The following is an 18,778-nucleotide window of genomic DNA, read 5'->3' as shown; positions in this document are numbered from 1 at the left end:
CTTATTTTTCACATTAGCCTTCATTGTACCATTTGTTTCGCCAAATATGAAAAATAAAAAAAATTCTTACCTTCTTTTTTTATATTCATCGTGTACTAGTTGGACAAATTCTTCTTGTTTTCTTTCCGATTTTAATAACCCTTTCATATTAGCCGGAGACAAAATGTACTTCTTAATTTTTCTATTGTATTTGTATTTTTCATAGTTGGACGCCCTCTCTTCTTTTCATGTAGGGAATCCACGCCTTTTAAATCATATGCTTCCTTCCACCTACGAACCGTTCCATAAGATGGGATATTAAAAATAGCCCCTGTTTCTCTAATATATGTCCCTTGTCTATCCATATAATTAATTACATCCAGTTTATAATCCAGGGGATATCTTCTATAGCGTTTTTCACCTACCGCATTATATTGTTTAATCCACTGCTGGAGTACACTCGGATGAACCTTTATGGATCCCGCAAGTCTTTTCACTCCGTCACCTTCATCTGAATATTTTTTTACTACCTTTACTTTTACTTCTAGTGAGAATTTAACTATAAAAAAGTACACCTCCAATTGTTGTTTGTGTCTAACAATTGGGGTGCACATCCTAAGATTCGGCTTTTTTACTAGTAATAATATCAAAAAAACAAGTGCAACCCTGTGGTAAAAAACATCTGTACAGATTAAAGCACTATTTAACGGATCTATATCAATCACAGTCATATATCCTTTGAGCAAATAACCATCCTCATAATATGTAATTAGCATTTCTTATTCAAATAACAATGAGCATAATAATATGTTTTCTATAAATTCTTTTTCCTCCTAAGTTTGTGTTTACCACTCAACCACTCTTTCTTGGACATGCTTCTGTTAGCGGCTTCTAGCCCTATCAGTGTATGCTCACAATAGGTTGTCAATTGCTAGTATCAATTCATTTTTCGCGAATATTTCCCTCTGCATCTCACTATATTTAAAAAGAGGGGGTTACATAATGATAGATAACCACATGGAGTTACTATGTTTTTTGGACGACCTGGAACAACTCATTCATCAGCATAATCAAAAAGAAAATAAGTTGATACGTAATGCATCTAAAAAGCTCGGGATTATTAGTAAAATAGAAAAAATGCGTGATGAGACTTTGGCTACAGTGATAGAAGAAATTGTATCTTCTTCTATCACTGGCGAAGATATTAAATTGGATAGCGCTTATTTCCTAAATGAGCAACCAGAAAACAACAGACAACTACGTATAATTATAAATCATCCAATATATGGAGAAGATATTGTAAACTGTCTACAAGAGATTAGGGAGAACTATCAAACATGTGCTCAACGAATTGAAGATGAATTAAATTTCTCTGTAGAAATTAGAGTAACTTTTTCTAGTTACGAGAGCATGCGTTCTTCCTCCTATGTGGATACTAGCCCTGTATATGAAGATATATTTGGGGTTTTAACAGCTGAGGATATTTGTGACGACTAAACTACTGAATAATTCCAACAAAAACGCAAGCAATATGCTGTGAATAAAAATATTAAGTTAATTGATGGTGATAAGCTCATTCACATGATGAATTCATGAAGCCAGCTCTTTTAAAGACTTGGCTTTTTTCTTATAAAAACATTTTTAATGAATTAATTAGAATTGCAGAATCTATGAATTAAAAAACCGATCTTTTCGATATAAGAAAGATCGGTTTATATATATATTTTATATAATGAGTTTTCCTCCATGATAACAATAATAACTTGCTGCTTTAAGGTTTTTAATTCTCTTTAAAGACGCTTCTGCTTTTTCTATATTTAAACAAAAATTTGGATTAGCTATTACTAATTCACGATTATTTTGAACAGCCGCATCCCCTGTAATTACACAGTTTAAATTCGGAAAATATAATGAAATATGCCCCGAAGTATGTCCTGGCGTCGCTACTATTTGACATTCATCATTCAAAATCATTTGACCATTACATACTTTTTCATCGACAGAAATATGTCTTATATTTTTTAATTGTTGTATAAACCACTCACCAAATTCTTTCTCTTCAATCGGCATACATTCTAACATGCTTTCAGCTTGAACTAATCTTTCTGATTTTATTTCACCATTTATATAGTTTGATTCAATTTCACTCGCAATAATATTAATTTGAGGATATTTCACTTTGAAATCGTATAAAGAGCCTATATGATCGTCATCATAATGAGTAATAATTATATTTTTTAAGTTTTTCATCTCATACCCATGTTTTAAAATTATATCTTCAATTAAAGGTAAAAAATTGATATAACCCGTATCCACTAAAGTTAATTCATTGTTTATTATAATTAAGCTCGGATAAATACATTGTTTTGCCCCGTTAAATTCGAATTCAATTGGTAATTCTATTATCTTCATTTTTCTTCCCCCATACCGATTATAAAATGCATAATAATAACTAAATCATCCGCATATATTTTACTATACATATCACAAATAATTTGAATCTAAATGTCCATTTTGTCCAAATTCACGTTTAATTTGTACTTTCTATATAACAAAGAAAAAAGCATCCGTTATGAATGCTTTCCTTATCTTACCTGTTCAACTATATAAATCAAATTGGGCCTATCCGAAACTTGATATGTATAGTCTTCATTTTTATGCATATATGTTTCTATCCTATTTATCACTTCAAACATTCTGTCTGAATTCGCACTGAAACGAGATACTGAATCACATAAAACTATTGACCCTTTCTTGTAAAAATTAATAATTTCATAAATATCTCGTTCTAAACAAACTTCCCCTACTTGCAAATCCTCTTTCGCTTCATAGTTATAAATCCCCATTCTCATCTTCCCCTCAAATTGTATTTTTTTCTTACAACATCCCCTTGTTACATAAATAATACCACGATAAAATTCTAAAACTCAAACTCATCGGCTTCATCTGAGAAAATAAAAAAGCCATCACCATAGGCGACTACTTCTTAACACCTTATCGTCATAATTCATCGATGGAAGCTTGTGTACAGGTTTTCATATCCTTATTGTTTTCACTTCAACATCAGCCAAATTATCGGTTGGTTTCACTAGTGTTGTTTTGCTTCCTGTAGTTTTCGCGGAATTTCCATTTTCTACAGTACTCCTTGCTATGTATTTCCCCTCGTAAATTCTGCTTAATCGTATAAGCTATGGTAGCTTGTCATATAAATTTAGTAACACCTTCATACGTACTACCACCAAACTTAATCTTCGTAGTACATTACTTGGAGCGAACATATACTAAGTAACGGAACACTATGAATCGTTGCATAATCGACATTATATTATTTTGAACAGGTAATTCCCTATTTTTGTGGAAATATACAATAAGAAAAACAATAAAATTGATTATACCCTCTCTTCTTTGTCTATCCTTTTAAAAAATCTATTTTTTTGTAAAAGGAGTTTTTATATGGAGAAACAGACACTTTGGAAAAAATTCAAGAAAAGCTCAGCAAACCTCGGTAAATCTAGCGTATATGAAAGTATTATTTTATACTACACAATGAGAAAAAAAGGGTTACCTACTAAAGCCAAATTCATAATATTAGCCGCTTTATCTTATTACGTATTAGCAATCGATTTTATTCCAGATATAGCTGCTATTATTGGGATTGGCTTATTAGATGATGTTTTAGCAATTGCTATAGCGCATAAATATGTTATGAGACACGCAGATGCTGAAATTCGAGAGAAGAGCAAAGTAAAAATGGAGTCATTATTTACTTCAACACAAGTATAATGAAACTATCTAGTCATTTACCTATCTTTTTACTTTCAAAAAAGCTAACTTTAATTATTGATAGTTCTATTTAACCTTCACCATGAGATCATTACAGAATACATTCTTAATTTCTCTTAGCTCTCAATCCGTAAACAAATAGGGTGCCAGTACTTGTTCCTAAGTTCTGACACCCTATTATTTGTTCTTATATTTATCTGTTATACAATTCATTCAGGAAAGATTCCAATAGAGACATTCTTATATAAAGAAAGACCATAATAGTGCAGATAGTTTATACAGTTGCATGCGTGCCCCTATACAAAACTGCTATTGCAACTACTATAAGAATCATCCCCATAAAAGCAGGTGCAGCATGACCAAGTGATACATAGATTTGTCCTCCCATAATTGGACCAATCATTCTTGCCAAAGCTTGAATAGATTGGCCACCACCTTGAATCCTTCCTTGTTCACTAGAATCGACAGACTTTGAAAGCATCCCATTGAATGAAGGCCCGAAAATTGAGTCACCAAAACCAAACAGTAACATCCCAACGATTAGAAGAGGATATAAGGAAAATAAAGCAGATGCTGCAATAAAACTGTAGCCAATAATCTCCGAAACCATTCCAAGCATAGCTATTTGTTTATCACTAAGCTTGCTCAAAAGCTTTGGCATTATAAAAGCTTGTGAAATGATATCTTGAAAGCCCATAATTGAAAACATAAGTCCGATTAGTGCAGGTTTCCAGCTAAAAGTATCCATCGTAAATTGTGTAAAAATTGCTTGTAAAGGTCCGTTAGGTATCCAAAGTAAAAGCGCTGAGACAAGTAACCATTTTAAGTTTTTCATGGAAAGTATGTTTGCCAGCTGCGCAAAAGGATTTAACCTTACAAAAGTAATTTCTTTTAACCTATTATTTTTGTCAAGACTCTCAGGCATATATTTCATCCCATATAAAACATTTAATAAAGTTATAAGTGCTCCGAAATATAAAGGTACAGAATGACCAAACTTTGCAAGTAATCCCCCAAGAGTTGGTCCGATAATGGTTCCTGCACCTACCACTGCACTCACCCACCCAAAATACTTCGTTCTCTGTTCTGAGGGAATGATATCTGCAAAATATGCAAAAATTGTACTGATGCTCCCGCCTGTTATTCCTTCTACTATACGTCCAGCAAATAGTACCCATAAAGCCCCTCCTATACCAAAAACTAAGTACCCGATTGCAGAACCGAAAAGGCATATTAAAAGTAATGGACGACGGCCATATTTATCGCTCAAAGCTCCGAGTGCAGGAGCAGCGAAAAACACGCAGACCGCATAAACAGAGGTCAGTAGCGTAACAACTAGAGCCTGTTCTTCCGCACTACTTATATAAGGCTGCACTAAGAATGGCACTACAGGCATAATGATACTGAAACCTATTCCACACAAAAATACAGAAATAAGGCCGAATATTAAAGCATGTTTATCTATGTTTTTTTCAGTTTCATTTTTTGATTTAAAAATAGACATTTAATTTCTCCCCTCAGAACATTTTGTTGCTTTGTCAACAAAAATAATAACTCTGTTTTGTTGATTAGTCAACAAAAATAAAATAATAAAAAGGTAGCCTTACCGTGAATAGGCTACCTTTTTATTATTTAAATATATCTCGCATTAACAGGCAAATTTACGACTTAATATGTATACCTTGTTTCTTTATTTCTGCATCCAAATGCCTACTATACTTTTCCACGAAGTTAATAATACTGTCGAACTCTGCCTCGGTTACTTGCTCAAATACAGCTTTATCCCGCTGTTGAAACTCATTGTGCAACTCCTCGTGAATTTTATATATTTCTTTCCCTTGTTCAGTAAGCCTAAAATAGATTTCTTTTTTATTCTCTGATTTCTGGTAACTTTCGATAAGGCCTTTGTTTATGAGCTTCTTAGTCATTCTACTTATTGCACCGCGAGTCACATAAAAAGCCTCTGCAAGTTGTGTCACGTTAGAATCGGAATTGTTTTCAATGTATTCAATACAATGTACTTCAGAAGACTTAAAACCTTTAAGACCTTCTTCCATTTTATCCTTATTAAGCCAAACCATCTTATTATATAATTCCCTGAAACCGTTCATGACCTGTTCTTCTTTATTCATGACCTGCCCTCCTAACCGCTCATTAGCACGTTAAAACTATTATATTAAATTTATGTTTCCGTTTCGACAATATTGATATAATTATTTGAGTTATCTTTGAAAATAGACGATTACATATAATAATTCAATATACGGTAGACAAAAAGTAAGAACTAAGATTAGTTGTCTTAGCTCTTCTTCCATAAAACTTATGTTTTTTAAATACTATTTCACTTCATTGGCTACAAAAAATTGCTCACAAACACTCGAAATGCGCTGCAAGTCTACGTTTCCACCAGATATAACCGCGACTACCTTTTTCCCTTTAATATATGGATCCACTTTCCCTGCAAGTAGTGCAGCAGTAGCTAATGCACCAGCACCTTCTACAACAGCTTTTCCACGTTGTAATAAGTCTTTCATCGCTACTTCTAATTCACCTTCTGACACTGTTACAATATCATCTACTAATTCTTTTACAACTTCAAAAGTTAAATCGCCTGGTATTTTAACTGCGCAACCATCTGCAATAGTAGGTGCCTCATAATGTTCTACAATCGTGCCTTTGTCATAAGATGCCTTCATCCCATGAACATTTTCTGCTTGGACACCAATTATATTAATGGATGGATTAAAAGATTTCAATGCTACAGCAATACCAGAAATAATGCCACCTCCACCAATTGGTATAATGACAGTATCAACATCCCACATATCATCAAGAATGTCCAAACCAATTGTACCTTGACCAGCCATTACCTCTACATCATCATATGGATGTAAATATGTTTCACCTGTTTCTCTTATAATCTCCTCACATTTTGCCTTCGCATCATCAAAAGTTTCACCGTATAAAACAACTTCTGATCCATATCCTCTAGTAGCCTCAACTTTCGCTAAAGGCGCAGAAATTGGCATTACAATTTTACTCTTAATGCCAAGTAAATGAGCAGATAAAGCAATACCTTGTGCATGATTACCTGCCGAACAGGCGATTACTCCTCGCTCTTTTTCTTGATCTGTCAACTGTGACATTTTATTAAACGCACCACGAAATTTAAAAGAACCCGTTAATTGCATATTTTCTAATTTCAAGTGAATTTCTCCGCCTGTTTTACTAGTCAAATAAAAAGATTTTACTAGTGGCGTTTTACGAGCATTTCTGTCTAAAATGGTTTGGGCTTTTTTAATATCGTCTATATGTAACGGTAGTTTTTTAGTTATCATACTAACACCTCTTCCAATGGTCTATTCCTAAGTTTTCGTAAGTCGCAGCTCCTTTATACGAAACCATCTATGTTAACAAAAAATCTTTATATATGTACCCCACTCTGTAATACACACATTTGCAAACAGTTTAACATCCTCTTCAAATCACGTTCTTTATAATGATTTAGGCATGCAATTTGAATCCAATTATTCTTTCGTAAATACGCTGATTCATAATGAACAATATATCCTTGTAACGCTAACGTATCGCCTACTGTTTTAGAAGACTGATCTTCATCTAATTGAATGGTAAGTATAATTGGCGCGGCATGTTCTTTTGGTGAAACAAGTTTTAAACCCATACTAGTAACTGCATCTTCAATATAGTCATATGTCTCATTTATTTTTACAAATGCCGTTTCATCTTCAAATCTCTTCAAAGCTTCTTGCAGTGCATAAATTAAATTCCATGAATGAGAATATGGAATACTTTCATTTTCTTCGTACATACCAACGTCCATATAGGCCGGTAATGTCTCGTTTACTTTCACATTATGATTATAAAAAACGAAAGATAATCCAGTAAACGATTTAATTGCCTTTCCGCTAACACCGCTTGCAAAATATACATCCTTCAAGTCTATCGGTATTGCTCCAATCGAACTGATACAATCTACACATAGCTTCACATTATAATTTTCACTTAAAACATTTAGCTCGTCTAAATCATTTAACATTCCGGTTGATGTTTCATGGTGAACAAACCAAAGCCATTCATAATTGCCAGTTCTCATTATTTTTTCTAATTCGGTATAAATAAACGGTTCTCCCATTTCTTTTTTATACGTATCAAAATGTAATTGCGCGCGTGCTGCATGTCCAACTAATCTATTACCAAATTCCCCATTTGTTAATACTAGTCCTTTCCCTTTTAAAGAACGTAACTGTATAGCAATCGCATCGTTTGCTAACGTCCCTGTTCCTAACAATATTTGCACACGTTTTGCTTTTGTCATTTGCAGTAAACGTTTTTTGACATTTTCCATTGTCACTTGAAATGACTTAGAACGATGCGAAATAGGCTTAGTAGAAAATGCCTTTCGAACATTTTCTTCAATATCTACTGGACCTGGTAAAAATGTGTATTCTTTCGTCATAATCCCACCAACACTCGACTCTTCAAACATAGCAGGTGTAACATACATTGGCTGGAAGGCTGCTTCTTCAGTACCAACTAACGTATGGAAAGATTTGAATCCCATTTGTTCGTATAAAGGTAGTTCACGTGTTGTAGCAGAAATGAGTGCTAATTCATATCCATTTAGAAGCAAATAACGATGTAAAAAGCGAATTAAACCTAATAATGCTCTTCCATTTCGGTATTCACGTTCTACTGAAAGCAAACGAATTTCATATACATGTTCTCCATGTTCTTGCAAATACAAATCTAGATTTGTAATTTTATAGTCTAATGAGAATGGTCGTTTTCCTCGCAACGCAACCATCCCTATTAACTTATCGTCATCTAAACAAATTAAATATGTATTTTCTTCATGAAAACGATCTATACGAACACGCTCTTTCGTTTCTTCATGTTGCGGAATTTCTTCTACAAATGTTTTATAATTCAATCTATGTATACGTTCAAATTCCCAATCTTGATCAGCAACTTTATAAATTAACCCCATGTCCTATCCCCTTCTTTTCTCTATTTATCGCTTGCTTTTTAATTAAATTATAAGTGGAGATTTCTCCACTTATAAAAGTTTCCTTTATTCTCGATTTACATATAAAATAAGTACAATGATAAGAGCACTTAAAATAGTCGTAACAATAGAATAAGAATACAAAATCATACAAACTGGTAAACAAGCGATTGTAATTAGCCCCGGCTTAGTAAATCCTTTAAAGATTAAATAAAATATAATGAAAACAGCAACAAGGGTAAGCGCTATCAAATAATCAAATGCAATTAATCCTCCAATAAATGTTGAAATGCCTTTTCCGCCCTTGCCTTTAAATACAATTGGGTAAATATGTCCAAGTAAAACAGCCAATAAAGCTAACATTACAAATGTAGAATCTCCAAAAAGGTATTTTGCAATAGAAACTACGATTGCCCCTTTGATTGCATCACCTAAAAATGTAGCGACGAAATATCCTTTTCCATATATGCGCCCCATATTTCTTGCGCCAGGATTACCGCTTCCTTCATTTCGAATATCAACGTTATGTTTCCATTTCGTTACTATATAAGCGGTCAATATGTTTCCAAATAAATAAGAAGCCACCAAATACAAAAATTGCATACTATTAATCATGTAATCATTCACTTTCTACATGGGAATACATATACAATATTCAAGAACTATGTATATTGTACTTTTTTATCCACATTCCTTTATACATTTTAACATCATATTTTTACAAATTATACAAAAATTCTCATGCAGCTATTTATTAAAATATAAATTCTTCATTAAGTAATATGTTCCTTTCACTGCTGTTTCTGATTGTGATACAAATGTAACTTCTCCTATACTCTTCTCACAGCATTTCTTAAATTCACCATATATTTCAGGAACGAAACGCAATATGCTGCCACTTACTGCAATTGAAGTTGATAAATCAAACTGCATCTTATTGTAAATATTCACCGTAATTCTCGTTAATTCCGTAGCCGCTTGCAAAATAATTTCATGTGCATCATTATTCCCATTTCTCGCTTCCTCAATAATGAATGGTGCGATTGCTGCAACTTTATCTTTTGAAAAACTATATACTAGTCTTTTTATATGAGACGATGTCAAAAGTTGAAACTCTTCTTGAATTCTTAAGCTTAATGGGCAAAGTGGAACTCCTTGATCAAATTGATTTGCCATTCTCTTTAAACCTTGTAACGTAATCCAATATCCGCTTCCTTCATCTCCTAAAATATGTCCCCATCCACCGCTATACTCGTACACTTCCCCTTTCTTTCCTAAACAAATCGCACCTGTACCGCCAATTGTTAAAATTCCATCCTTTCCTTTTAAAGCAGCTGCATGAGCAATCATTGCATCATTAAATACTTCAATTTGTGTTCCGTACTTCTTTTTTAGACGTAATATTAATTCATTCGTATTTGCCCCACTTACACCCGCTAATCCTAAACAAATACAAACGCAATCCCCATTTAATAACCCTCTCTGGCATTGATCAATCGCTTCCATAATATGAAAAAGTGCTTCTTCAAAATCTATTAATATATTTCCAAAACCACTCGTAGTCCTTTCAAGTTCACTTCCGTCTTTATCAAATGCAATTGCTTCTGTCTTTGTTCCCCCGCCGTCTACTCCAATCATATATTTCATATGTTCGCCTCATTCTCTTCAAGTTGGAGGGAATGTTATGTTCCCTAAAACTACAGATTGCTTTGCACCTGTTGCACTTGGCACATTACTCGGATTATGATGATACGTTTCGTTTGCTAAAATAGCAAAGGCGATTGCTTCTTTCGCCTCTGAAGAATAGCCTAAATCTTCTTGAATGAATATGTCGCATTTTTCATCCTTCAATCCATACCGTATCATTTCAACAAGTGTACGATTATAACTGCCACCACCGCCTAAAATCACCTCATCAATTTCATAATACGGCAGAATAAACTCCTTATACTGATGAACAATTGAACTTGCTGTAAACATCGTGACAGTCGTCAATATATTTTCTTTACTATGCTTTTCGTACTGCTTCAACAACTCACTGACAAATTCTTCTCCAAACTGTTCTCTACCAGTTGATTTCGGTGGATTTATTTTCAAAAATGGATGGTTCATACAATAGGTCAATATTTCATCTACAACTACTCCCTGTTTTGCAATCTTACCATTTTGATCATATGATAACTGAAATAGCCTTTGACACATTTCATCAATTACCATATTCCCTGGACCAGTATCAAAAGCTATAACGTTCTTATCACTTAGGTGACTTGGTATTACGGTAACATTACCGATCCCGCCAATATTTTGTAATAGTCTATTTTTAGTTGGATGACGATACAAAATAATCTCTGAATATGGTACAAGTGGTGCACCTTGTCCCCCTGCTGCAATATCCATCGTTCGAAAATTAGAAATAACCGTCGTATTCGTTTCATATGCTATAACTGCTGGTTCTCCAATTTGCAATGTGGAAGGAATCATATTACCATCTTGCTTTGGCTGATGATAAATCGTTTGTCCGTGAGAACCAATTAAATTTAATTGTCCCAAAGGAAAATTGGCCTCTTTACAAACTTCCCTTACAGCATTGGCGAAGCATAAACCAAGTTTGAAATTTAAACTGCATATGAGTTGTACATTTGAATTTTCTATTGATAATGCCTGCTGGATCTCATTTTTCATATCATTACAAAATGGAACTGTAGTAAAATGGATGAGTTTGACCTTCGACTCTACACCACTCCCTTCTATATGAACGAGTGCTACATCTATTCCGTCTAACGAAGTACCGGACATTATCCCTGCAATATACATAACATGCATAACCTCCTATTTACTAAAAAACAATCATGTAAGTTACAAACGTACAACCGATTGAAAAAAATATGAATCTAAAAAATAACTGAGCTTTTGATGCAAACGATCCATCAATGAAAGAAACAACTACTGTAAGCAAAATACTTGCCGCAATGCTTGTAACGAGCCATATACTATGCATTTGTGATAGATTTAGCATTCTTAATAAAGGTACAAAAAGTAAATTTGCACATATCACTCCAAATAATAATAAAAATACACCTTTATAACTAAATTTTATATTCATTCCATTTCACCCTCTCTGAACTTCATGTGAAAGAAGTGATAGACAAAATGCCTATCACTCAAAATAAAATATAAAACTTACGGACTAACAGATTCCCCATCACCATTTTTCTCAATTTCAAGCATGTTTTTGTCGTACATTTTAAAGAATGGTAAATAAATAAGGAATGATATTGTTATGTTTATAAATACGAGTACAATCGCTCTCCAATCCCCACCTGTTGCTAAATATGCACCAATTGGAGCTGGTAATGTCCATGGAGGCATTATATGTGTTGGTGTAACAAACCCCATCGCAGTTGCTGAGTATGCAATAGTTGCTGTTACTAGTGGTGTAATGATAAATGGGATAATTAATATTGGGTTTAGTACAATTGGCAATCCAAAAATAACAGGTTCATTAATATTAAAAATACCAGGCACAATACAAGTTCTTGATAATGCCTTCGAATATTTTGATCGACCAAATACAATCATAGCTAATACAAGTCCTAACGTCGCACCAGAACCACCAATCCATATAAACCATTGGTATAATGGTTCTGGTGAAATGAATGGTAACTGATTTGCGCCACTAGCAACTGCTTCACCATTTTTCCCTAAATATACTTCCCATAATGGCCGGGCAACAGTTCCAACAACCGACACACCATGAATTCCGAATGACCAAAAAAATGTAATTAAAAATACTGGAATGATTACACCGAAGTAACTATCACCAGCTTTTACTAACGGTGCCGCTAATTTATCAACTACATGATGTAAATCAATACTAAAAACGACAGTTACTAAACTCATTAAAATAATAACGAATGCAGCGGGTATAAGTGCTTCAAACGAACGTGAAACAGACGGCGGTACTTGTTCTGGCATTTTAATCATTACATTTTTCGTCTTACAAAATCTTAATATCTCAACTGATAAAATAGAAACAATCATCGTTACGAATAATCCATGACCTCCGAGATTTGTCATCGGAAGCATAAACCCTTTTTTATCAATTAATTCAGGCGTTAATGTTAATAGTAATGAACATACTGCAAGCTGTGCTCCTGATAAAGCATCTAGCTTATAACTTTTCGCTAAATTATATCCTATTCCAAATGCTATATATAAAGACATAATAAACATCGTTAAACGATATGGTATTAATATACTTGTTTGATTTTTTAATGCCCAAACAGATATGAAACTATCTTTCGGTAATGGTGGAAATGCTACAATTAAAAAGAAACTTCCTACAATAATAAATGGTAACGCTGAAATAACTCCATCACGAATTGCTTGTAAATGCCTCTGTTCAGAAAGCCTTGCCATCGGTCCAGATAAGTTTCTATCAAGAAACGTGACAAATTTATTCATAACGCTTCCCCCTAACTAATTAAATCATTTACAGTTTTTAATAAAGTCGGTCCGCCAAGCGGCGTGTACGCTTGTGGCGGTATGATACCGCACGGGATAGATTCCTCTTCTGCAAATTTTTTTACAGAGTCAAATCGATGTCTTACTTGAGGTGCAACCATTACAACGTCCCAGCCATTCTTTACTTCTTCCTCTATCTCACTTGTTCCAATGGCATGGACTTCCATGTTTACACCTTTTTTCTCCGCCTCTTTTTTTAAAGCGTTTACAACAATTGCACTGGACATCCCTCCAGAACAAACGAATAAAACCTTCATTTATTAATCCTCCTATACTTATAATTTATCCCCTTCGGATGAAAGGAAGTTTCACTTTACTAAGAAGCATATGAAGAAGTAAAAGAATTTAGTTATACTGAAAGTAAATTTCAGTAAAAATATTTTTCCTATTAAATTAATGTTTCAATATTTATTTTTCTCAATTGCAGGGCCAACCTCACATCATATATTATTTTAAATAATCGTATAATAGGGAGGCGTATAAATGATTATGAAACGTTTATTAATGATGTGCTGTATTGTCATCTTGTTTACTCCTTTCTCATTCATTTCCCCTCACTCTACTTATGCTGAAGTAAATACTACTTACAAAAAACATGAATTACGCGCTGTATGGATAGCATCTGTACTTAATATTGACTGGCCCTCAAAAACTGGCTTACCTATTGCAAGTCAAAAACAAGAGTTTATTAGATTATTAGACGATGTAAAAAACACTGGTATGAATGCAGTTGTTGTACAAATAAAACCAACCGCTGATGCTTTTTACCCTTCCAATTACGGTCCTTGGTCTGAATACATTACAGGTACACAAGGAAAAGATCCTGGATACGATCCGCTCGCATTTATGATTGAAGAAGCACATAAAAGAAATATAGAATTCCACGCATGGATTAATCCATACCGAATAACGATGAATCACACCGATATAAATCGATTATCGGATAACCACCCTGCAAAACAGCACCCCGATTGGGTTGTACCTTATGGAGGAAAGTTATATTACAATCCTGGCATTCCAGAAGTAAAAAAATTCATAACTGAAGGTGCTTTAGAAATTGTACAAAATTACGATGTGGATGCATTACATATGGATGATTATTTTTATCCATATAAAGTGGCGGGTGAACAATTCCCCGATCAAAAAACGTACGAAACTTATAATAATGGTAAATTTATAAATATAGAAGATTGGCGACGTAACAATGTAAATGAACTTGTCAAAGGTTTAAATACAGCTATAAAACAAGAAAAATCATACGTAAAGTTTGGCATTAGTCCGTTCGGCGTATGGCGAAATATAGCTGACGATCCAACTGGCTCTAACACAACTGCAGGTCAAAGAAACTATGATGACCTTTATGCTGATACACGTGAATGGATACAAAAAGGTTATATTGATTACATTACACCGCAAATATATTGGAATATAGGTTTCACACCAGCTGCATATGACATATTAGTAGATTGGTGGGTAAAAGAAACAAATAATAAACCGATTCACCTATACATCGGTCAGGCGGCGTATAAAATTAATAATAATTCTATCCCAGCTTGGTCTGATCCTGAAGAATACCCAAGACAAATTGCATTAAACCGGTTATATCCTGAAATAAAAGGTAGTATGCATTTTAGCTTAAAAGATATAAATAACAATCCACTAGGGGTTAAAGATAGACTCGCAAAAGACATATATAAACACCCTGCATTAATCCCATCTATGCCTTGGCTTGATCATGATCCACCAAAACAACCGACTTTAAAAGGGGCCATTCCAAGAGATGAAGGTATTGCTGTAGGTATCATAGATAATAGAGAGAATGACTCTGCTTATTACGCCATTTACCGTGTGAATGGAAAAAATGAAGTGGATATAGAAAATCCGAAACATTTACTTACTACTGTAAGAAAGACAAAACTTGGAGAGATTTATGTAGATAAAACAGCTATTTCTGGAGAAACGTATACGTATGTAGTAACTGCAGTTGATCGATTGCATAATGAAAGTGTTGCTTCTAGTCATACAACCGTTAAAGCAAAATAACAACTAATAAAAAAACGCCTTAAAAGCTAAGAACTATAGCTTTAAGGCGCTTTTTTTTATTTATTCTTAAACTTCTCAGTCGCTGCTCTCATCTTCACATTCAAATCGTGATCAATCGAGTCACGAATATCTCGCTCGACTACTTCCATTTCTTTTTGGAAATTTTGCAAGTAGATTTTTAATTCTTCTTCTTTTTCTGGTCGTTGTGAAGGTGGTAATTGTACGACTAACGATAGCATCGCTGTTAAATCTTTCATTAAAAACGTTTCAAGTTTATGTTGTTGTTCAAACATACGCTGCTCCTGATAATACGGTAAGGCATTTAATACTGAAATTGTAATTTCATCAACCGTTCTTTGTAATGAAGGGTTTATTGAGCGCTTATACGTTTGAATTGTATTTAATGCATCTGGATATCGATCATAAAAATACAATTTATAAAACGAAAGGTCTGATGGTTTTACTGTTTGCTGCGTTTCTTGTCTTAAAAAATCTTTTACTTTCATCGCCGCTACATCAATATCTTCATTTGTAAGTTTTTTCGTTGTTTTTGCCATTACATGTACTTTTTTCTGTTTTTCTTTCGGTAACATTGAGAATACTTGCTCTCTCGTACGTTGACCCGATGCACAGAAAAGAGTGTTTAATGTATATTGTTCTTTCTTTCCTTCCGTACGAATCCAGCGATAAAAGAGTGGGTGCTGTGTAAATTCTTGTAGAAACGGTAATGATTTATTCGATAACTTATCTAAAGAATCATGTGCTCTTTTATATGGTTTCGTCCATGAAAAATACAGTTTACGTCCGAAATATACAACTAAAACAACGACAGTAAATGCGATTAAAAGCAATGTACCCAATAGTACTAATACTGTTTGAATGAAACTCATTTTTTCACCTCCTCTAAAAGTCTGTTATTTCCTTGGACGCTGAATGAGTTTTTGTTTCATTTCATCATTAAATGTGTCTAATTCAATTACAAACTTCTTACTTGACTCGATAATACGTTCTGATGATTTCTCAGAAGCTTCAATCGCAGCAAATACATTTTGGAATGATTCACGTAATTTATCCATGCTAATAGCAGGATTTTCAAGAAGTTTTGTTGTTTCTTCTGTATTTTGTTTTAATGCTTGTGAGTTACTTAATACCATTGATTCAATTGCTTCATTTGTCGCATTCACTGCATCAATTGTTTTACGCTGATTTGTTAACGCTAGCTGGATAGCAGCTGAAACTGTTACAACGTTTTGCGTCATCGTAATGGCATTACGAATTGCTTCTGTTAACTTTTCATTATTTTTCTTAATAATGTCTACAGATGCGATAGATTGTAATAAAACACTTTTCGCTTGCTGCATATTACGTGTACGTACTAGAATCTTTTCTAATGCATCGTTAATTAATGGAATATCTCTTTGACGTTCTGGATTTTGTTTCTCAGCTTCCAGCATGCCAGCAAGTTTTCTCCCTAAGTATACTTGCTTATCAAGTGCGTGAATTTTATCGTGCGATTGTTCTTTAAGCATTTCAAGACCAACTGTATCTTCTTGTAAGTTGTCACGACCAATTAGTAGGGATCTTATAATCTCCTCAATTTGCTTATCTATAGATTGATATTTATGCACGTATGTTTCAAGTGGATTTTTCTTGAATACTTTAAACATAATTTTCTTCATACCACTTGCTTTTAATGAATTCGGATCAAGCTCTGATACCACTTTTCGTAATTCTAACAATGTATTTGGAATTTCTTCGTTCTTTCCATTCATCATCGCTGTTACAGGACGCTTTAGTGCTGATAACGTTTGTCCTGCAGCTTGTTGCTCTTTATCCCCTAAATCTCCTAGCTGTGACAATACTTTTGATAAATCCGTATTTTGCTCGCTATTTAATTTTTGTACATAAAGATCAGCTTCTTTATTCAGTTCCTCTAATTCTTGATCTTTTATAACTGTATCTACTACTACTTCTACATTATTATCTTTCACAATGGATACAGGTTCTTTTTTCTCGAGTTCAGTCAACAAAATCGCTCCTTTATTTATATGTGCGAATTTATATGCACTATATTTCATCTATTATATCGTATTTCATATACATTCTAACTGCTTGAAATCGATTTTTTTAGAAATGCCTGTTTATGCAGTCATTCCCTGTTTCTTACTATAAGTATACCTGTTCTCAACATTATTTTCCTCAGACTTAAGACCTAGAGAACAACAAGCTGAAGGCGGATTCTTCATATGTTACGTATATAAATTACGTCCTTCCCATCCTACTGTACTCAATCTTTTGACATACACCCTTTTTCAATGTGATAATTATATTACGCTCAATCCTAACTCTTCTTAAGTGCTACAAATGCTCCATTTTGAAATGCCAATAAGACCGTTTCAAACATTTCATCTTCTTCAATCATTTTTCTAAACTCGGCTAACTCACTTGCATGAGAAGTTGCGTTATCAACAACAAGAAAACCCTTTGGTTGTAAAATGCGTTTTATATGCTCAAGCCACCACATGTATTGCGTCCGCTCTGAATCTAGGAAAATAAAATCAAATGAATGATCTAGTTGCACATCTAAAAATGCCCCTGCTTCTTGATTATGAACATCAATCCTTTGTAAAAGGTTTGCCTTTTCAAAATTGATAAGTGCCTCTCCAACTCGTTCTGAAGAAAGCTCTACAGTTGTTACATTTCCATTTGTTTCTTCTACCGCGCTAGCTAACCACAATGTAGAATAACCATTAGAAGTTCCAATTTCTAAAATGTTTTTTGCGCTACATCCTTTTACTAAAATTGATAAAAATTGCCCCATCTCACGAGAAATATTCCGTAATTTTTCTTCCCGTGTTTTTTTATTTCGATCATGCTCTTCTCCATATTGTTCAAGTTGAAATAATAATGAATCTAACGTATCCATTTTTTCATCGCCTTTCCAAAGCAATATGATGAAAAAGCTCTTGCTGCCCGTCTACTTTCATTATATGCGAAACGAAATCCTTTTTCTCGTTATACGACAAAGATTTGAATTTTTTTATAGCATATTGTTTCGTTTTTTGGTAAAGTTAATTTCTACGTGCAATTATTCCATTCATACTATTTTTAATTCAATTGCAGTTGTTAAATCATATAAACCCCAATTAAATGAATCGGTATTTCAAATTCAATTAAGCGCCCTTTCCGGACGCATTTTCTTTTGTTTATATATTTCTAGAAGAAAGGATGCTTACAATGAACGTGATTAGCTTAGATGCTGCTCGAAAACGAAAACAGCATAAAAAATTAATGATTACTATACCGATTATTTCACGTATTTATGAAGAAGATGGGGAAATTAAATTTGAGGTAGCAGGCGAAAAAGATGTACCTCTTGAAATGTTAGAGAAATAAAAAAAAGACGCACTTCTAAAGAAATGC

The 18,778-nt window shown here is 33.7% G+C and carries 19 protein-coding genes and 2 pseudogenes; 4 read left to right on the top strand and 17 right to left on the bottom strand.

Annotated elements, in window-relative coordinates:
• Positions 1–173 precede the first annotated feature (173 nt).
• Positions 174–542: pseudogene (locus J0835_RS11945) on the bottom strand (helix-turn-helix domain-containing protein); the annotation flags it as partial.
• Positions 543–608: 66 nt separating this feature from the next.
• A pseudogene (locus J0835_RS11940) lies at positions 609–812 on the bottom strand (YolD-like family protein); the annotation flags it as partial.
• 169 nt (positions 813–981) lie between these two features.
• Here J0835_RS11940 and J0835_RS11935 point away from each other — a divergent pair.
• Complete coding sequence (locus J0835_RS11935; RefSeq protein WP_087980436.1) at positions 982–1,476, top strand: hypothetical protein; 495 nt, start codon at positions 982–984, stop codon at positions 1,474–1,476.
• 228 nt (positions 1,477–1,704) lie between these two features.
• Here the strand turns inward: J0835_RS11935 and J0835_RS11930 are convergent, their stop codons facing one another.
• A complete protein-coding gene (locus tag J0835_RS11930; protein WP_087980435.1) occupies positions 1,705–2,391 on the bottom strand; it encodes an MBL fold metallo-hydrolase in 687 nt (228 codons plus the stop codon).
• Positions 2,392–2,564: 173 nt separating this feature from the next.
• Positions 2,565–2,825, bottom strand: coding sequence for a hypothetical protein (locus tag J0835_RS11925; RefSeq protein WP_140386752.1), 261 nt, complete (start codon positions 2,823–2,825; stop codon positions 2,565–2,567).
• Between the two features lie 607 nt (positions 2,826–3,432).
• Here J0835_RS11925 and J0835_RS11920 point away from each other — a divergent pair.
• Entirely contained in the window at positions 3,433–3,762 is a 330-nt protein-coding gene (locus tag J0835_RS11920; RefSeq protein WP_087980433.1) for a YkvA family protein, read from the top strand.
• Positions 3,763–4,036: 274 nt separating this feature from the next.
• Here J0835_RS11920 and J0835_RS11915 read toward each other — a convergent pair whose 3' ends face one another.
• From J0835_RS11915 to J0835_RS11870, 10 genes are all read right to left on the bottom strand, one after another.
• A complete protein-coding gene (locus J0835_RS11915) occupies positions 4,037–5,266 on the bottom strand; it encodes an MFS transporter (protein ID WP_087980432.1) in 1,230 nt (409 codons plus the stop codon).
• 157 nt (positions 5,267–5,423) lie between these two features.
• Positions 5,424–5,894, bottom strand: a complete 471-nt coding sequence (locus J0835_RS11910; RefSeq protein ID WP_064474147.1) for a MarR family transcriptional regulator — start codon at positions 5,892–5,894, stop codon at positions 5,424–5,426.
• Between the two features lie 204 nt (positions 5,895–6,098).
• Positions 6,099–7,100, bottom strand: a complete 1,002-nt coding sequence (gene tdcB, locus J0835_RS11905) for a bifunctional threonine ammonia-lyase/L-serine ammonia-lyase TdcB (RefSeq protein WP_087980431.1) — start codon at positions 7,098–7,100, stop codon at positions 6,099–6,101.
• An 86-nt stretch (positions 7,101–7,186) separates the two neighbouring features.
• Positions 7,187–8,770, bottom strand: a complete 1,584-nt coding sequence (locus tag J0835_RS11900) for an aminotransferase class V-fold PLP-dependent enzyme (protein ID WP_087980430.1) — start codon at positions 8,768–8,770, stop codon at positions 7,187–7,189.
• A gap of 84 nt (positions 8,771–8,854) precedes the next feature.
• Entirely contained in the window at positions 8,855–9,403 is a 549-nt protein-coding gene (gene plsY, locus J0835_RS11895; RefSeq protein WP_087980429.1) for a glycerol-3-phosphate 1-O-acyltransferase PlsY, read from the bottom strand.
• Positions 9,404–9,535: 132 nt separating this feature from the next.
• Positions 9,536–10,435, bottom strand: a complete 900-nt coding sequence (locus J0835_RS11890; RefSeq protein ID WP_087980428.1) for a BadF/BadG/BcrA/BcrD ATPase family protein — start codon at positions 10,433–10,435, stop codon at positions 9,536–9,538.
• An 18-nt stretch (positions 10,436–10,453) separates the two neighbouring features.
• A complete protein-coding gene (gene anmK, locus J0835_RS11885) occupies positions 10,454–11,611 on the bottom strand; it encodes an anhydro-N-acetylmuramic acid kinase AnmK (protein ID WP_140386751.1) in 1,158 nt (385 codons plus the stop codon).
• Between the two features lie 13 nt (positions 11,612–11,624).
• Positions 11,625–11,891 carry a hypothetical protein gene (locus tag J0835_RS11880; protein WP_001021976.1) on the bottom strand — a complete coding sequence of 89 codons (267 nt, stop codon included), beginning with the start codon at positions 11,889–11,891 and terminating at the stop codon, positions 11,625–11,627.
• A gap of 77 nt (positions 11,892–11,968) precedes the next feature.
• Complete coding sequence (locus J0835_RS11875) at positions 11,969–13,252, bottom strand: PTS sugar transporter subunit IIC (protein WP_087980426.1); 1,284 nt, start codon at positions 13,250–13,252, stop codon at positions 11,969–11,971.
• Between the two features lie 11 nt (positions 13,253–13,263).
• Positions 13,264–13,569 (bottom strand): PTS sugar transporter subunit IIB, encoded by a 306-nt coding sequence (locus J0835_RS11870; protein ID WP_000865895.1) that lies wholly within the window; start codon positions 13,567–13,569, stop codon positions 13,264–13,266.
• A gap of 226 nt (positions 13,570–13,795) precedes the next feature.
• On the opposite strand from J0835_RS11870, the gene J0835_RS11865 reads away from it, so the two are divergent.
• Positions 13,796–15,355, top strand: a complete 1,560-nt coding sequence (locus J0835_RS11865; protein WP_087980425.1) for a glycoside hydrolase family 10 protein — start codon at positions 13,796–13,798, stop codon at positions 15,353–15,355.
• Between the two features lie 56 nt (positions 15,356–15,411).
• Here the strand turns inward: J0835_RS11865 and J0835_RS11860 are convergent, their stop codons facing one another.
• The 3 genes from J0835_RS11860 to J0835_RS11850 all read right to left on the bottom strand — a co-directional run bounded on the left by J0835_RS11860 (position 15,412) and on the right by J0835_RS11850 (position 18,281).
• Positions 15,412–16,245, bottom strand: coding sequence for a DUF3974 domain-containing protein (locus tag J0835_RS11860; protein ID WP_000008384.1), 834 nt, complete (start codon positions 16,243–16,245; stop codon positions 15,412–15,414).
• Positions 16,246–16,269: 24 nt separating this feature from the next.
• Positions 16,270–17,382 (bottom strand): toxic anion resistance protein, encoded by a 1,113-nt coding sequence (locus J0835_RS11855; protein WP_000137410.1) that lies wholly within the window; start codon positions 17,380–17,382, stop codon positions 16,270–16,272.
• Positions 17,383–17,696: 314 nt separating this feature from the next.
• Complete coding sequence (locus J0835_RS11850; RefSeq protein WP_087980823.1) at positions 17,697–18,281, bottom strand: O-methyltransferase; 585 nt, start codon at positions 18,279–18,281, stop codon at positions 17,697–17,699.
• A 311-nt stretch (positions 18,282–18,592) separates the two neighbouring features.
• Between J0835_RS11850 and J0835_RS11845 the strand changes: the two genes are divergently transcribed.
• Positions 18,593–18,751 carry a hypothetical protein gene (locus tag J0835_RS11845; RefSeq protein ID WP_001100983.1) on the top strand — a complete coding sequence of 53 codons (159 nt, stop codon included), beginning with the start codon at positions 18,593–18,595 and terminating at the stop codon, positions 18,749–18,751.
• The last annotated feature ends 27 nt before the right edge of the window (positions 18,752–18,778 follow it).

The organism is Bacillus cereus group sp. Sample62 (assembly GCF_036851315.1).
GTDB classification, from domain to species: domain Bacteria; phylum Bacillota; class Bacilli; order Bacillales; family Bacillaceae_G; genus Bacillus_A; species Bacillus_A wiedmannii.
Note: the sequence above shows the minus strand (reverse complement) of the source record. Positions and strands in the feature narration are given on the sequence as shown.

Excerpts from the sequence above, each read along its gene's own strand:
- J0835_RS11875 (WP_087980426.1), bottom strand. The coding sequence starts at position 13,252 with ATGAATAAATTTGTCACGTTTCTTGATAGAAACTTATCTGGACCGATG.
- J0835_RS11920 (WP_087980433.1), top strand. The coding sequence starts at position 3,433 with ATGGAGAAACAGACACTTTGGAAAAAATTCAAGAAAAGCTCAGCAAAC.
- J0835_RS11865 (WP_087980425.1), top strand. The coding sequence starts at position 13,796 with ATGATTATGAAACGTTTATTAATGATGTGCTGTATTGTCATCTTGTTT.
- J0835_RS11845 (WP_001100983.1), top strand. The coding sequence starts at position 18,593 with ATGAACGTGATTAGCTTAGATGCTGCTCGAAAACGAAAACAGCATAAA.
- J0835_RS11850 (WP_087980823.1), bottom strand. The coding sequence starts at position 18,281 with ATGGATACGTTAGATTCATTATTATTTCAACTTGAACAATATGGAGAA.
- J0835_RS11915 (WP_087980432.1), bottom strand. The coding sequence starts at position 5,266 with ATGTCTATTTTTAAATCAAAAAATGAAACTGAAAAAAACATAGATAAA.
- tdcB (WP_087980431.1), bottom strand. The coding sequence starts at position 7,100 with ATGATAACTAAAAAACTACCGTTACATATAGACGATATTAAAAAAGCC.
- J0835_RS11880 (WP_001021976.1), bottom strand. The coding sequence starts at position 11,891 with ATGAATATAAAATTTAGTTATAAAGGTGTATTTTTATTATTATTTGGA.
- J0835_RS11890 (WP_087980428.1), bottom strand. The coding sequence starts at position 10,435 with ATGAAATATATGATTGGAGTAGACGGCGGGGGAACAAAGACAGAAGCA.
- plsY (WP_087980429.1), bottom strand. The coding sequence starts at position 9,403 with ATGATTAATAGTATGCAATTTTTGTATTTGGTGGCTTCTTATTTATTT.
- J0835_RS11925 (WP_140386752.1), bottom strand. The coding sequence starts at position 2,825 with ATGGGGATTTATAACTATGAAGCGAAAGAGGATTTGCAAGTAGGGGAA.
- J0835_RS11870 (WP_000865895.1), bottom strand. The coding sequence starts at position 13,569 with ATGAAGGTTTTATTCGTTTGTTCTGGAGGGATGTCCAGTGCAATTGTT.
- anmK (WP_140386751.1), bottom strand. The coding sequence starts at position 11,611 with ATGCATGTTATGTATATTGCAGGGATAATGTCCGGTACTTCGTTAGAC.
- J0835_RS11910 (WP_064474147.1), bottom strand. The coding sequence starts at position 5,894 with ATGAATAAAGAAGAACAGGTCATGAACGGTTTCAGGGAATTATATAAT.
- J0835_RS11935 (WP_087980436.1), top strand. The coding sequence starts at position 982 with ATGATAGATAACCACATGGAGTTACTATGTTTTTTGGACGACCTGGAA.
- J0835_RS11930 (WP_087980435.1), bottom strand. The coding sequence starts at position 2,391 with ATGAAGATAATAGAATTACCAATTGAATTCGAATTTAACGGGGCAAAA.
- J0835_RS11900 (WP_087980430.1), bottom strand. The coding sequence starts at position 8,770 with ATGGGGTTAATTTATAAAGTTGCTGATCAAGATTGGGAATTTGAACGT.
- J0835_RS11860 (WP_000008384.1), bottom strand. The coding sequence starts at position 16,245 with ATGAGTTTCATTCAAACAGTATTAGTACTATTGGGTACATTGCTTTTA.